General features: G+C 62.9%; 6 protein-coding genes, 1 tRNA gene and 1 pseudogene. 3 read left to right on the top strand and 5 right to left on the bottom strand.

Annotation, left to right across the window (positions count from 1 at the left end; genetic code table 11):
• Window positions 1–29: 29 nt before the first annotated feature.
• Both MKK64_RS06025 and MKK64_RS06020 read left to right on the top strand, forming a co-directional pair.
• Entirely contained in the window at window positions 30–2,753 is a 2,724-nt protein-coding gene (locus MKK64_RS06025; protein ID WP_243932623.1) for a DUF5906 domain-containing protein, read from the top strand.
• An 888-nt stretch (window positions 2,754–3,641) separates the two neighbouring features.
• Window positions 3,642–4,310, top strand: coding sequence for a recombinase family protein (locus tag MKK64_RS06020; RefSeq protein ID WP_243932622.1), 669 nt, complete (start codon window positions 3,642–3,644; stop codon window positions 4,308–4,310).
• Window positions 4,311–5,270: 960 nt separating this feature from the next.
• On the opposite strand, the gene MKK64_RS06015 is transcribed toward MKK64_RS06020, so the two are convergent.
• On the bottom strand, window positions 5,271–7,250 hold the full coding sequence (locus MKK64_RS06015; protein WP_243932621.1) for an AAA family ATPase: 1,980 nt from the start codon (window positions 7,248–7,250) through the stop codon (window positions 5,271–5,273).
• A gap of 868 nt (window positions 7,251–8,118) precedes the next feature.
• Here MKK64_RS06015 and MKK64_RS06010 point away from each other — a divergent pair.
• Window positions 8,119–8,782: pseudogene (locus MKK64_RS06010) on the top strand (recombinase family protein).
• Between the two features lie 761 nt (window positions 8,783–9,543).
• On the opposite strand, the gene MKK64_RS06005 reads toward MKK64_RS06010, so the two are convergent.
• From MKK64_RS06005 to MKK64_RS05990, 4 genes are all read right to left on the bottom strand, one after another.
• Window positions 9,544–9,618 (bottom strand) — tRNA-Thr (locus MKK64_RS06005).
• A 118-nt stretch (window positions 9,619–9,736) separates the two neighbouring features.
• Window positions 9,737–10,195, bottom strand: a complete 459-nt coding sequence (locus tag MKK64_RS06000; protein WP_147729062.1) for an NUDIX hydrolase — start codon at window positions 10,193–10,195, stop codon at window positions 9,737–9,739.
• A gap of 379 nt (window positions 10,196–10,574) precedes the next feature.
• A complete protein-coding gene (locus MKK64_RS05995; protein WP_243932620.1) occupies window positions 10,575–12,200 on the bottom strand; it encodes a heme biosynthesis protein HemY in 1,626 nt (541 codons plus the stop codon).
• A 118-nt stretch (window positions 12,201–12,318) separates the two neighbouring features.
• Window positions 12,319–14,679, bottom strand: coding sequence for a translation initiation factor 2 (locus tag MKK64_RS05990; RefSeq protein ID WP_243932619.1), 2,361 nt, complete (start codon window positions 14,677–14,679; stop codon window positions 12,319–12,321).
• Between the last annotated feature and the right edge of the window lie 136 nt (window positions 14,680–14,815).

Raw genomic sequence — 14,815 nt, 5'->3', positions numbered from 1 at the left:
CCTGCAAACAGGTAACGAGACTGAATTTAATGACCGTGCCAGTCAAGTCAACGCTAAGTTTCGGCGCCGCGACACAGCATTTCGTGGATGCGGGTATTCCCGAACGCGCGATTATCCCCATTGCACCAGTCGGTGCCCCGATATCCAGCAAAGGGCACTTGGAGGAACACAGCCTTGGAAAAGCCCCCGGGAGGTTCATTCACCGGGAGAACGCTTGGTGCGGCCTCGGGTCAAATAGCAATGGGGACCGATGCATTATCGAAGGCGGCACCGCGGATGACTGCCGAGAATGGCTGGATTGGCCTACCGGCAACGCGGGGCTGTTGGGGCGGTATTTCCCCGCTATCGATAGCGATGCGGAAACCCCGGAGGCTGCCGCCCTAGTTGCCGACGCAGTTGAACAGAGTTTCGGCCGAGGTGTTTTGGCCGCGGAAAGGTTGCGCGGAGATTCGTCCCGCCGGCTCTACGCTTTCGAGTGTCGCGACCCGGACGACGCCGAGGCCCAGGTGCAATGCTGGAGCTTGAGATTCCGGCTCCCCGCGGACCCCGAGGGCGAATTCCCCCACGGTCTCGATTTGATTGGGCGAGGCAAGCAATTCGTGGCGGCCGGTATGCACCGGAGCGGTTCGCCCTATCGCTGGCACCGGGACTATGACCTCTGTGCCTCGTACCGGTCGGGAGACCTTGCCCGCACAGACAACGCCGCCATGAGCGAATTCCGGACCGTCCTGGTGGACATGATTGAGGCCCGGGGCGGCGAGGTTCGGCAAGGGGCCATTGGCGGCGGCGCCGGCAAAGCGCAGGACCATTCCGACGCCGAACCGGTATTGCCCGTGGAGGACATATTCCGCGGCCTGGAGCGCTTACCGAACAACGAGGACAATTTCCCCGGCCGAGACGACCTTGTGGGTATTCTGGCGAAGCTCAGGGCCGCTCTCGGATGCGAAGCCGAGCCGAACCGCGACCGGATCGAAGCATGGGCGTGCGCGGACCCGGTGTGGTGCTGGCCTGAGTATTTCGCCAAGGCGTGGGACAGCCTGGACCGTGGCGTGCGGGCCGGCCGCCATGCCTTGGACGAGACGTTTCGGAAATACCGGATCGCGGTAAGCGCGAGGTCGGATTTCCCGCCGCTTAGCGACGATGAAATTGCGGGCATGGCTGAGCAAGTTAAAAAATCCAAGGATCACAAAGACGCCTTGCTTGAGGTTTTTGCAGCCGAGTATGCAATCGGTACCGTGAATATCGTGAGCAACAAACTCGTCTGCGAGATACGCCGAAAATCCGTTCCGGGAGTAGCCATACGCGGATTGGATTTTTACATGGGCCGGTGTGATTGGGTTGACACCAAGCCTATGGATGCACTCCGCCAGAGCGGCAGATATCCGGCAAACGAGCTAGGGTTTTGGGATTTTCTCCGCGGCCTCAAATTAAAGCACCCCGGGGTGTTTTATGACGGCGAAACGCTGGACCCGCGTTACCCACGCGGGACGGTGGTGCCCGAGGAAAACCCGGACGGGCGGCCCACGCTGAAACTCAATATGCGGTTTCAGTCCCCGGTTATCCCATTGGCTGGAAAGCCCCCGCGTAATCCCGAGCAAGCGAAGGGGGACCTTGAGGCTTGGCTTGATTTCGTGCGTCGGCTGTTCGGTCCTGATGCGGACTATGAGTTGGATACCCTCGCGTACATGGTGCAGACCGGCAATCGCCCGGGGAATTTCCTATACATGGTCGGAGAGCCCGGCGTGGGGAAAACATCGCATATTCAAATCCAGGCGGCGCTGTTCGATGGTCTCGGCCGAAACCAAGGGGTGATTGACGGCACCAAACTTGTGGCGGAGGGGTCTCGCCGTTTCGCTCTAGCCAATATAGAGGGCCGCCGCATCGTCAGCATTCAGGAATTACCGGATAATATTTCTTCCACTGCAAGGTCGCAAATTACGTCCATCCTCAAACAGGTTGTCGATATCGGCGGTGGCGGCGACCACATCCAAATCGAGCGAAAAGGAAAGGATATAACCACGGTCGCAAATCACGCTCGATTTTGCGTGAGCACAAACTATGAAAATGCTCTGCCGATAGAGCCGAACGACCGCCGGTGCTTTTATGTCCGGTGCAACATCACGGCCGCGGATAAGCCATCGTCAGCCTTCTATGAGCGCATTGCGGCTATTGGGAAAACCCCGGAGCGATTGGCGGCTCTATGGCGGTACCTCCACACCCGAGACATCGGCCGTTACGATCCGGCAAAACCGCCGCCGCTCTCACACGCCAAATTGGAGGCCCAGATTACCGCCATCGAAAATTCAGCGATGCGGCATGTCATGGCCGCGCTTGAATTGCTCGAAAGCCATAACCGCCATATCACCGATATGCAGGAAATAGCCGAGATTTGTTCTCGGATGAGCGAGAATGAGTTTCGAAATTCGGACGGTGCGATCGATTGCCGTCAAACCTACAGTTTCCACGGTGCTGACGCCGGCATGCAGGCAGTTATTAAATATATCCAGACCAAAGCGGATAAGGTGGGCGCCGGAGCGGATGGGCGAGGCTACAAGGTCGATAGCGGCCGGCGACGCCTACCCATCATCTACGCCTTCAAAGGCGCGGGGGCCGGCAAAAGGCTAGTAGGCGCGAGCCGCACCGATGTGGTGGACGCGCTAGAGCGGGACCGGGAGCAGCACCCGCTTAGCGAACGACACCCACTGCGGGCCTTCGCCGGCCCTGTCGAGCCCGAGGGCGACGGGGGCTGGTAGGCGCCGGCAGGGAGCCTGTGGCTGGGCGCGTGGCGGCTCGGGGTGTCCGGGGCCGCCTCCCGAGCCGCATAGGGTCACCGTGCGCCCTGGTGGCCCCCATGCCAGCGGCCGGAGCGGCCATTCACGCTCTTGGGGTCGCGGATCGGATGGCACCACACGGTCGAGGTCAAACCGCGTTGTCGAGCTACCGTTGGGGCTTGACCCCACTCCAAGCCTCATGGAGGTAGCCGCATCGCAGTAGCGTTAGCTCGACAAAGCGAGCCGAGCGTGCACCGGCTACCATGATCGAGGCGCGACCCCGTGCCAACCAAAGCCTTGACGGCTTATTTCTGCTAATTAATTCCGCGTCGGCCAGTTCGAGTTGATTAGGGCGGCTCGGCCGGCTGGAGCTAATTAATTCGGTTCGGACGGGGGGCGGGTAGCACGCTCGGGCCATTCGCGGATGAAAGCGCCAAGCAGCGGCCGATAGGGACCAGGGTCGGGACCAGGGTGAGTACCACGGTAGGGACCAGGATAGGGACCAGGGTAAGGACCAGGGTATTTTCAATCTAAGTGTTTGTTTTGTATAGGAATTTTTAGATAGGTCTATCTGAGAGGTGCACATCTAACGCGGGCGTGCGCTCGCATGCGCCCGCACACGTCACGCGCCCGCGCGGCGGATTGGGGGGTGACCCTGGTCCCCCCTGGTCCCTGACACCGGACTAACGCGCGTGCCGCTCGCAACCCGGTGCCGAATTATTCCGGGCCAAGCGATTGGGTTCTGGAATGTCAAATCAGCGACCCGGTCGGTCCGTTCGGCCCAAGCGCTGATATCTCGCTTGCCCACAGCCAATCATCCGTTACAAAGCAAGCAACGAGCGTTGATAGTTATGTAATGCGTGGATTTTGATGGCAGAGGCTCAATTCATCAGCTACCTGCGAGTGAGCACCGCAAAGCAAGGCGCAAGCGGCCTTGGGCTGGAAGCTCAGCGCGCTGCCGTGACCGATTATCTTAACGGCGGCCGGTGGACGCTCGTCAGCGAGGTGGTGGAGGTCGAGAGCGGTAAGCGGAACGACCGGCCCAAACTCGCCGAGGCCCTGCGGCTCTGCCGGCTGCACAACGCCACGCTAGTGATTGCCAAGTTGGACCGGTTGTCTCGAGACGCCGCGTTCCTTCTTAACCTACAGGCGGGCAACGTGCGCTTCGTGGCCGCCGACATGCCCGAGGCCAACGAAATGGTGGTCGGTATCATGGCGGTGGTGGCACAGGCCGAACGGAAAATGATTTCGCTACGTACGAAAGCTGCTCTTGCCGCCGCCAAGGCCCGCGGCGTGAAGCTCGGGGGCGATCGGGGCGGAATGCCTCCAGTTGGTGCTAGTGCCCGCGGAGGCGAGGCCACCAAGGCGAAGGCGACTACCCGTGCGTGGGACGTGGCCCCGGTGATCGATGAAGTCCAGGCGGCCGGCGCTGTATCCCTCCGGGAGATTGCCGCTGGGTTGAATGCCCGGGGCATCCCAACCGCACGGGGCGGCACGTGGTCGGCCGTCCAGGTGAAGCGGGTACTGGCGCGGCCCTGACGGGCACAACGCATGCGCGAATCGGGCGGCATTGCCCGGCGGCCCGGTACCCACTGCAGGCCGCGCACGTGCGCGGCGCGAGTCCGCGGCCTCGCCTTCGAAAAGTTGGAGCGAAGCGCAGATACCCAAGTGAGATATTGCGTCGCTAGGCCCGCGGTGCGCCGATAAGAACCGGCGCTTCGATCATCAGGGTGGTCCGTTGCCACGGTTGGACACAAGCGCACCCGCGGTACGAAGCTGCACGCGGCGGTCGATCCACTTGGACAAATGCTGGTGCTGCACGTCAAAACGCTTAATACTGACGATCTGACTGCCGTGGGGAAGCTGACTTATGCCGTGTAGGAGGCAACCTGCGACAGTTGAGATTCCGCCTTTCACAATCAGCGCTACACGGACGGGTGTGCAGCGAAGGCGACGGTCAATCACGGCGTTAGCCTAGAGGTCGTGCAACTGCTCGAGGCCAAGCGCGGCTTCGTTCTGTTGCCACGACAGTGGGTGGTGAAGCGCACCCTCGCCTGGATGGCGCGCTTTCGCCGCCTCGGCAGCGACTATTTGCGCTTGCCCAATACCCTAGGGGGGCCACCTTCGCGACCAGTGGGGAGCAGCGGTGTAGGCACGCATCCGCGAGAGCACGGTCGAATGCGGGTCGGGCATCGTCGCGTCCGCTTTCAATCTCCCGCTGCTCAGGAATGACGTACCTATCACCGCCGTTAAGGTTAGACCGGCGCGGCCTGGCGCCGTGCGCCAAGACCTGGGGTGCTGCGACCCTGCTCTTCCCAGCTAATACGAGTGTAGATGAGATACCCACCGAGCATTCGAATACGTTAGTTATTCCGTCAAGCGATGCCAGGTCTATAAAATAATAAATACCAAGCATTCTATAATACTCTCTCTTCTATCTAGAGTATATTGCGTGAGGATAAAATTCCAAATTGATTGACAGAAGCGTTTGATGGAGAATTAGATATGCGCTTCCTTTGCAAGTATATTGGTGAAAGCTTGGCGAATTTCGATGGGCGCGAAACCGATGTTATCTACCAGTATAAAATTTATCACGTATTGCATCAGCTTGCCGGCCTGCTGCTTAGTGATGCTCTGTATAGAGGGGAAAGCATTCAGGATCATCTGCTCTAATTTGTGATCGTCCATTAAAAAGTAATTTTCGTCCACTTGGATTTTAAATCCATTCTCATACTCAGATGTAACTTGTTTAGTCGCCGGCGATTGAAGTATCTGCATGACAACCTGATCTACAATGGATTGCAGATGTGTTTGGTCAAATTGACAAAATGCGATAAAGCTCGTATTTTTTGCAAGTCCGATTTGTTCTTTATGTTGTTGACAATCTCTGCAAATCAGAGCGGCAATCAGTAATGGATCAAATAGAATATTCTCTAGGCCGTTTCTCGTTCCATGCGCAAGCACTAACAGCCTATCTTTTGGGTTGTTTCGGCCATCCCAGTCTATCAACCCAAATACAGAAATATTCCCAGCAGCAGAAAGTTCATTTACAAGTCTTTTTACAACATCGCACCCTGTATTTTTGTCGCTACCGGTGAATGCTTTTGTAGACGTAGCAATAAACTCAATTGAACGCTCTGAGGCGATCGATGTTTTGAATAAAACGTACAAGTTCTCATAAGTAACGGCATCGGCAGAACTTTCAACAAAAACTTGACGTCTTCCACTGTAAGATATTGCGACTGTTGGAACACCGACAGTAAGAATATTAAGGGCATCCGAGATGCGTGCTTTATGAAGGCCCGGCTTCCCAGCATCCATTAGGTACAATGACTCCTCAGGGGCCATCGCTACAGTAGAAGGAGAATGGGTTGTCGCTATAACCTTGATGCCAAAATCTTTTACCAAAACTTCGGTAATCGTTTTTATTATATTTCTTGACATAGACGGATGTAACGGAGCATCGATTTCATCGAGAAGGAGTAATTTTGGGTAGTCTGACAATTGCCTTCTATCATTTGCATAATACACACAAAAAGCGAATGACATCAAAATCTTTTCCCCTGAAGAAAGATTTGCAAAGGGAATATTAACGCCAGACGAGATTTTCGCGATTTGGGGTTGAAAATGGGAGAAGTCGTCCATTCCGGGCTGATTGATCTTAAAATCAAGGTTTGCTTCGGAGAGTGTTTGATTAACAAATTCCCATGGGGGTATGCCATTTTCTTTTACAAATTCTGCTTCACTCAGGAAGGCGCTGTCGGTGTCACCTTTCATATAACGAAGATGGGCCAATTGATTACTCAAATTCATATCTCTATAAGCAACGAACATTCTTGCAAAAGATTGTTGAAACAGTGTTGCGCCTCCCCAGTTTGGAATATATGTTGATATTACATCAGTCTCATTTAGCGAAATTATCGGCTTTTTTCGGATTTCGGCAATTTGACCAAGTGTATTTCGCGCATTTTGGTCTGGCCAATAGTTAAATAATTGATTTCCAGCTTGCTCTGCTGATGCCTTAATATTGATAGCTATTTCGTTAGCTTTGGGGTCGTGCGCGATCAAATTCTCGATCTCTGGAATGCTCAAAGCAATTAGGTTTGCCGGATTTGCCAAATATTTATCTGGTAGTCCATGATTGCGTATCAGCGACCTTATCGGCTCAAGTATATTATTCGAAGCACGCAGGTTATTCAGATTTTGAAAAATTCCGACCTTTTCATTCCGAATCTGTTCGCTGGAAAAATATCCGGTGTCCTGAGGCACCATGTTTGACCAATCAAACATCCGGATCTGCGATTGATTATTGGGGCCGTGACCAGGCGCACAATCAGCCTGCAAACTACCTTGCATGATAGCCTGCAAAAAATGTGACTTTCCAGCGCCATTATGACCAGTTATGAGAGTGAAATCTGGTATTTGAACATCTGGAAAAGCATTTATCGATAGATACGAAGTCGCAAAGCTGATGCGCATTTGTCTGATTCCTAAACAAATTAAATTCTGACTTTGCAGCAGATCATAGACTATTGTTTAGGCTGATGATGTTGTAGAAAAACATCACAGTGTGAAATTCCTGGAGCCTTTAAGGCTGTTCGGTAAAGAAAAGAGGCCTATCACATATCTATATAAGTGTATGGATGTGTGATGGTCAGTATAAGCACACCTACGACAACACCCATTCGAATTTTGGTCTCCTATTTTCCCCCTTAACCGGGGCGCAAGGCAAGAGTGGTTTCGGCTTGGAAGCGCAGTGTGCCGCTGTTGCATCGTTCGCCGCCTCCGGCTGCTTCACTATCGTGGCCGAGCATATCGAGATTCAGACAGGCAAAGGTCCCGACGCCCTAAAGGGCCGTCCTAAGCTAGCCGGAGCGTTAGGCGCGACCAAGCGCCAAAACGCGCCTTCGTCGCTGCAAGGCTGGATCGGCTGCCTTGCTATGTCGCCTTCGTCGTAGGGCTTATGGCTCAATGGGTGCCCTTCCGAGTCGCTGAGTTGGGTGAGCGCGTAGATTCGTTCGCGCTACACCTTTATGCAGCCCTCGCCGAAAAAGAGCGGTCAATAATTTCAGTGCGAACAAAGGCAACGCTGGGGGTCAAGAAGGCGCAGGGTCTAAATCTCGGCAATTTGTCAGATTGCGCCGCGGCTGGCAGGGCGGGTGGTGTAACTATGTCACCTTGAGCCGATTCTTTCGCCAACAGTGACTCACCAACTATCGCTAGCCTCCATGAGGCAGGTGCGGTTTCACTTTGCGACATCGCCGAAGCTTTGAACGTAAGGCGGGTGCAAACGGCTCGGGCTGTGCCTCTGAGTGTCGCTAGCGGCGTAACAGACGGGCGTACGGGCTTGGCGGACTCGCAATTCATTAGCTACCTCCGGGTGAGCACTGCCAAGCAAGGCGCCAGCGGCCTCGGCCTGGAGGCACAGCGTCAGGCGGTTACCGACTATCTCAACGGTGGCCGGTGGAGCTTTAATCGTGAGGTCGTGGAGGTCGAGAGCGCGAAGCGGACGCCCTAAGCTCGCCGAGGCGCTACGGCTCTGCCGGCTGCACAACGCTACGCTGGTAATTGCGAAATTGGACCGGCTGTCCCGTGACGCCGCGTTCCTGATGAAGCTCCAGAACGAGAGCGTGCGCTTCGTGGCTGCCGACATGCCCGAGGCCAATGAAATGGTCGTCGGGATCATGGCCGTGGTGGCGCAAGCCGAGCGCCAGATGATCTCGGATCGCACAAAAGCCGCGCTTGCCGCCGCCAAGGCCCGTAGCGTGAAGCTCGGAGGCGACCGGGGCGGCACGCCTCCAGCCGGTGCCAGTGCCCGCGGCGGTGCGGTCATGAAGGCCAGGGCCTCCGCACGTGCATGGGATGTGGCCCCGGATATCCAGGCGGTCCAGGCGGCCGGCGCTGTATCCCTCCGGGAGATTGCCGCAAGGCTCAACGCCCGGGGCATCCCGACAGCGGCAGGCGGCACGTGGTCCGCCGTCCAAGTGAAGCGGGCGCTGGAGCAGTTTTGACCGGCACGGGGTACTCGGTAGGCGGGTAGTTCTGCCGCGGGGCGGACGCGGCATGCGCCAGCGCACGCCAGCACACGTAGACGCACGCATGCGCCAGCCCTGAGCCCGATCCTAGGCGATAGCCGCCGCGAGGTCCCCCCGGGGCGCCGATGGGACCCGACGCTGCGTTCATACGGGTGGTCATGCGCCACGGTGCCCCAAGCCAGGCCGGGGAACGCCGGGTGGGGAGTGATTGGCCTCGCGATAGTTGCGCAAGCCGAAAGGTGAAGAGCGGAAATCGTCTAGTCCCCACCACGGGGCCTTTTTTAGCCAAGCGCTACCGCCCAAAAATTGGGGGCAATTTTTCACCCCTCAAACCGTACCTTCGCCTTTGCGGAAAAACCGACTGCGATCCATCCAAGTGCCCGGCTGAGGACATATACCGCGACACTGATTCCTGTCGCGAGTTTGAAGAGTGTCACCAGTCCGCCCGCGACCAAACCGTTTTGTAGGTGCAGGAGAAGCGCGAGGCGCCCAAAGGCAATCAGGCATCAAACGAGCAGGACGACCCGGACCCGATGTGCGACCACATGCGCCCGCATAAAATTTCCTCGGCAAACCTGACGTGCGACAACCGAGGGGAGTTGAGGCCGAAAAACCCTACCGCGGGAAGGGACCAATAAAATCAGGTGGCAGTCGCCCTGCGTTTCCCATGCGCTTCCCAACGCTGGAAACTGGGAAACGCTCGAACGGGAAAACCGAAGATAAATGTCTGATTTAAATGGTGCTGCGAGGGGGGATCGAACCCACGACCTCCTCATTACCAATGAGGTGCTCTACCACTGAGCTACCGCAGCAACGGCGATCCGGGGCCCGCGAGGGGGCGTCTCCGTCCGACCGAGAGGGGCTTTAAGGGATCGACGGCGGCTTGGCAATCGCGCTTGGCGGTCCCGAGGGCGCAATCGACCGGGTGGATCACGTTTTGGGGCGGCCGTCGCGCTTCAGCGCCGCGCGGATGATCGCGGCCAAGCCCGGCTCGGTCACCGCCTCGGCGGCGTCCGCGGGGGTGAACCAGCGCTGCTCGCGCTGGTGCTGCTCCGGCCAGGTCTTGCGGTGCTTGCGCACCTCGAGCGGAAACACCTTCACCTGGCACAGCACCGCGTCGCGGTTCTTCAGGCGCTTCTGGTAGAGGTAGAAGCCGAGCGGCCGCTTGCCGATCTGGCCGATCACGCCGGCCTCCTCGTAGGCCTCGCGGGCCGCCGCCTCAAAGGGCTTGCGCCCCTTCATCGGCCACCCCTTCGGGATCACCCAGCGCCGGCTCTCGCGGGAGGTGACGAGGAGCACGCTGTAGCTGCCGTCGGGCTCGCGCCGGAACGGCAGCGCGCCGACCTGCGGCCGCGCCTCGCGCTCGTCGTCGAGCGGCATCGTCGTCATGCGCGTCGGCGCCATGCGGGCGCTCCGATGCGGTTCCAGCGCTCCGAGGCGTGCGGCCCGATCGCGGAGGGAACGATGCGGTGTGCTGGGCCGGAACGGAACTGGAACAGTGGTGGGGCCTCTCGGAGGAAAAGTTATCCGGCAAATAATCGATCGGACCTGCCCTGGGAAGCGGGCGTACCGCCGATTGCAGCCGTCTTCACCACCAAAGGTTGGTCGTTTCGTGGGTCAAACGCACCGGAGCGCAGAACGGTGCCGCGCGTCGGAGCCTACCACAGGATGTATCTTGCCGTGGCGATATGGCCGTTCGATGAAGCCCGACGCCATGCCCGTGTCGCACCCGCCGGCCGCCCGGCGGGGCCGGGCGGCGCGGGAACGATCAGCCGAAGCGACGGGCCTTGGCCTCGGCGTCCTCGCGTGCCGTTGCGGGCGAACCGGTTGCAGGCGGACCGGCGGGACGCGGCTGCGGCAGCACCACGGGGCTCGCAGCGCCGGCCGGCATCGGCCCGGGTTCGGCGACGGCAGGCTTGTCGGCCTCGGTCGGCGCCCGCGCAACGCTCGCCGGCGTGATGCCGGCCGGGATGGTGGTCGTCGGCTTGGGCCCGGCGGCGGGAGCGGGCGCCATCGTGCTCGCGGCCGCAGGCGCGGCGGCGTGGGGCGCCGCGAGGGCGACCGTGTCGGTGTCCGGCGCCGGCGTCTCGAACGGCTCCTGGCCGGCGAGCAGGTTCGGCGGCGCCTGCCAGACGAAGGCGTCGATGCGGCCGGAGACCGGCGAGATCGGCTCCCAGGTCGGCGAGGCGACGCCGTCGGCGATCCAGACGGGATCGCGCGGGGCATGCGCGGCGCGGGCGAGCCATTCGCGGGCGCGGCCCGAGCCGGCGCCGTGCTCGGTCTCCTCGATCCGCGCCATCATCAGGCAGGTGCGCACGCTCGGGCCGTCGTCGAGCAGGGGCCGGATCGCCTCGCGGGCCTTCTCGAAGTCGCGGGCGTCGAACGCGGCCTGCGCCAGGGCGAGGCGCGCCTCGGGGGCCCAGGACGAGAGCTTGGCCAGCGTCTCGGCCCGCGCCAGGCGGTCCCGCACGGAATCGCCGGTGCGCAGGTTGAGGTAGACCTTGGCGAGGTCCGGGTGCGGGTTGGACTTCCACGCGGCCTCGACGATCTTGGCCGCCTTCTTCAGATCGCCGCGGCGGGCGAGCAGGCGCCCGGCGATGCTGGCGGCGGGAACGAGATCGGGCGCGAGCTTGACCGCCTGGAGCGCGCGCTCGGTCGCCGCCTCCGGCTCGCCGGCCTCGCGCACCTGCGCCATCGCGGTGAGCAGGACGGCACGCTGGCGCCGCGCCTCCGCCTTGTCGATCAGCCCGAGGGAGCCGCGGCGCTCGACGATCTCGAGCGCGCCGCCCCAGTCGCCGTCGGCGCATTGCGCCTCCAGCACGGCGTCGTTCGCCCAGGTGACGCTGGGGGCGAGGCGTGCGGCCTCCGCCGCGTAGGCGCGGGCGGAGACGTCGTCCTCGCGTCGGCGCGCTTCGACGAACAGGCCGCGCAGGCCGAGCACCCGCGTCTCGGGGTCGTCGACCATGCGCTGGAACGCGCTCTCGGCAGCTTGCCGGTCGCCGGAGATCTGCGCCGCCTGGGCCTTGAGCAGCAGGGTCAGCGGTTCCGCGCCGAGCAGGCGCTCGGCGTCGCCCGCATGGCGGCGGGCGGCGAGGGGATCGCCCGACCCGACCGCGACCATGCCGCGCGACAGGGCGGTGAAGCCCTTGGCCCGGCGGCGCTCGCGCGAGCCGTTCACCAGGGTGTCCGGCAGGGTGATGATGCCGCGGACCACGGCCCAGACGAGGCCGAGCGCGATCGCCGCGATGCCGACGCCGATGAGGGCGATGGCGAGGCTCGTGGCCACCTCGTAGCCGTTCCACACGATGGTGACCGACCCGGGTCGGTCGGCGATCCACACCGCCCCGAAGGCGGCGACGGCAAGCAGGGCCAGGAAGGCGAGAGCGCGCCACATGAGGTCGGGTACTCCTGTCAGCCGCGAGGACGGCGTCGCGTCGCGACGAGGATGTGGGCGGGGGCGATGGCCGCCCCCGCAGGATGGCGTATCTCTGCGATCACCTCTGGGGGGGCGATCACGGCTTGGCGGTCGGCGCGGTCGTCGGCAGGCCCTTGAACGCGTCGGAGAGCAGCGCCTGGGCCGCCTGGGCCGCCTGGGCCCGCGCCTTCAGCGTCGCGCCGAAATCGCCGGCCTGCGCCTTCAGATCCTGCGGCATCGCCTCGTAGGCCTGCGACGCCTCGATCAACGCGCCGCGGTCGAGGGCCGCCTGCACCTTCGCCGTCGGATCGCTGGCGGCAGCCTCCTCGGCGGCCGGCGGCGCATCGACCTTGCGGACCTGCACGATCGAGTCCGCGATGCTGAGGAAACGGCTCTTGAGGTCGCCGTTGGCGGCGACCTCCTTGGCGGCGGCGGCCTTGCGCGCGGCGGCGACCTTGTCGGCGATCGGGCGGAACGCGGCGGCGAGCTGGTCCGCGGTCGGCGCGCCCTTGTCGGCGAACGGCGCCAGGGCGTCGACGCGGCTCGCGTCGCCGGTCTCGAGCTTGCGCAGGGTCGCCAGCGGCTCGGCATACGGGACGCCGGCCTCCAGCGCGGCGGCGATCCGGTCGGCGGTGACGACCTTCAACGCGGCCTGGACGGTGCTGGCCTCGGCCCGAAGCGCCACCGCCTTGTCGAGGGTGGCGATCTTGTCGGCCTGATCCTGCAGGCGCCGGTCGAGGGCCTTGGTCGCCGACTCGGCCGTGCTCCTGCCGGCCTCGGCCGCCTCGCGGCTCGCCTGCGTTGCCGTCTGCACCGCCTCGGTCGCGGCCTTCACCCGCTCGTCGAGGGTCTTTTGCAGGGCGTCGAGGCGTTGGCCGAGGGCCTGGTCGGCCTCGGCGTTCGCCTTGGTGCGCGCCTCGACCTCGCCCTGGAGCGTGGCGAGCTTCGGCGCGAGGTCGACGGCCGGGGGGCGCGCCGCCTTGTCGGGCGCCTTGTCCTCGAGCGCCTTCACGCGCCCGTCGAGGGCGGCGATCTGCTTGGGGTCGCCGCCGGCCTGGGCCACCCCGAGGCGGGAATCGCCAGCCTGGTCGCGGCCGGGCTCCTCCTGCAGGGCGGAGACGCGCTGGTCCAGGCTGTCGAGCCGGGCGGCGATGTCGGCCGGAAGAGCGGCCTGGGCGGTCGCCGCCGGGGTCGTGCCCTGGCCCTCGGCGGGCGCGGCCGTCGCGCCGGAGGCACGGTCCAGCGCCTGCCTGGCCGCGGCCTCCGCCGCCTTCACCGCGTCGGGCAGCGGCTTCAGCGTCGCCTCGTTGGCGGAAACGCGCTTGTCGAGGGCGGCGACCGCGTCGCGTGGGCTCAACGATGCCATGCGCTGGTCGAGGCCGGTGAGCTGGCCGGAGATGCGCTGGTCGAGGGCGTTCAGGCGGGCGTCGTCGCCGGCATTGCCGAGGATGCCGGCGCGCTCCACCGCGAAGAGCAGGCCGGCGCCGATCACGCCGCCGAGAAGGCCGGCGGTCGCCACCGAGCCGAAGCCCGGCCCGCGGGCGGCGGGCGCCTCGGCCGGGCCGACCCGCGGCGGGGTGCTGCCGGAGCCCGCCGGCTTGGCGCCGGCCTTGGCATCGGACGCTGCCTTGCCGTCGGACGCTGCCTTGATGTCGGAAGCAGGCTTGGGACCGGATGCCGCCATGCCGGCCGCGACCCCCGCGGCCCCGGCAGCGGCGGCCTTGGCGTCGCCGCGGACGTCGCCCTTGTTCGCCCCGGCGTCCTCGACGCGCTTGGCCTTGAGGTCGATGATCGGTCCATCGGTGAGGGCGCCGGAGGGCCGCGGCCCGCCCGCCGTTGCGCCGCCGGCGGATTTCGGCGGCTCGGCGGCGGTGCCGGCCGCGGACCGGCCGAACTCGGGCTTCGCCGGGTCCGGCTTGCCCAGCTCGGCTTTCCCCGGCTCCTTCGCCGCGGACGGGCCGCCCGGCGCGCCGGCGATCCCGGGCTTGACCGCCTCTGTCGCAGGCTTGCTCGGGAACGCTGCAGATGCGGCGCCCGCCCCGCCGGCAGGCCTGGCGTCGAGCTTCGCCGGATCGGCGGAGGGCTGGGCCGGGCGGCCGGGCTCGGCCTTCGTCGGCCCGGCGGTGATCGGAGGATCGGCGCGGCCGGCCTCCGGCTTCGGCGCCTGGGCCGAGGACGACGGAACCGCGGGCTTGGCCGTATCGGGCTTGATGGTGTCGGGCTTGGCCGTATCGTTCTTGGCCGTATCGGGCTTGCCGGTCTCGGATTTGGCCGGCTCCGACTTGACGTGGACGCCCGGCGGCAGGGTCTCGGGCGGACGGCCCTGCGGCGTCGACACCGTTCCGGGCTTGCCGCCCTGGGTCTGGGGGGCGGTCGAGCTCGGGGCACCGTTCTTCGCGGCACCCGGAGCCTGGGAGCCGGAATTCGGACGGTCGGCGTCGTTGGATGGTGGCTTCACGGCCGTTGTCTCTCCCGTCTCGACGTCCCGGGCGCGGCGGCTGTGCCGCGCGCCCCGATCCTAACGTTCCTCACGACCCGCGCCGGTGCGGGCGGCGCCTACCTATCACCGCCGCTTCCGCCCGGGCGAGACCCGA

The organism is Methylobacterium sp. E-025 (genome assembly GCF_022829705.1).
Classification (GTDB): domain Bacteria; phylum Pseudomonadota; class Alphaproteobacteria; order Rhizobiales; family Beijerinckiaceae; genus Methylobacterium.
Note: the sequence above shows the minus strand (reverse complement) of the source record. Positions and strands in the feature narration are given on the sequence as shown.